The organism is Streptomyces sp. YS-3, assembly GCF_045257485.1.
GTDB lineage: Bacteria > Actinomycetota > Actinomycetes > Streptomycetales > Streptomycetaceae > Streptomyces.
Window position 1 is genome coordinate 1 of record NZ_JBJHPC010001146.1, and the last position, 747, is coordinate 747.

At 74.2% G+C, this 747-nt stretch carries 1 protein-coding gene; it reads left to right on the forward strand.

Translation table 11 applies throughout. From position 1 onward, the window contains the following. Positions 1-217 precede the first annotated feature (217 nt). A partial coding sequence (locus tag ACJA3G_RS38010) for an NAD-dependent epimerase/dehydratase family protein (RefSeq protein ID WP_406557548.1) occupies positions 218-747 on the forward strand: 530 nt, incomplete at its 3' end.

Sequence of the window (747 nt, forward strand, 5' to 3'; positions counted from 1 at the left end):
GTCGAAGAACGGGGCGAACGGGGGCTGCGGCGGGGGCTGGACCGAGTGGAGCGGCGACCAGACCTCGCGGTCGATCTCGGTGAGGGCGGCTGCGTCAGTGAGACGGGCGGGACGTATGTACGGCTCGGACATGGGGCAACTGTGCCATCGGGTACGGATGAGGAAGCATGGTTTTCGCCCCGGAGCGGGGCACCCTCCACCATCGGGAGAAGGCGGCATGCGGATCGCGATCACGGGCTCGACCGGGCTCATCGGCACGGCGCTGGGACGGTCGCTGCGGGCGGACGGGCACGAGCTGGTCCGGCTGGTGCGGCGTCCGGCGCGTACCGGCGACGAGGTCGAGTGGGACCCGCGGCGCCAGTACGTGGACGCGGCGGGGCTCGCCGGGTGCGAGGCGGTGGTCCATCTCGCCGGCGCCGGGGTCGGGGACCACCGGTGGACCGAGGCGTACAAGAAGGAGATCCGCGACAGCCGGGTGCTCGGCACGGCCGCCCTCGCCGAGGCCCTGGCCTCGCTCGACGAACCGCCGAAGGTGCTGCTGTGCGGCACGGCGATCGGCTACTACGGCGATACGGGCACGCGCGCGGTGGACGAGGAGGCGCCGCCCGGCGACGGCTTCCTCGCGCGGGTGTGCGTGGAGTGGGAGGAGGCGGCGGCCCCGGCCCAGGAGGCGGGCATCCGTACGGTGTTCGCCCGCACCGGGCTGGTGGTCGCCCGCGAGGGCGGCGCCTGGGGCAAGCTCTTCCC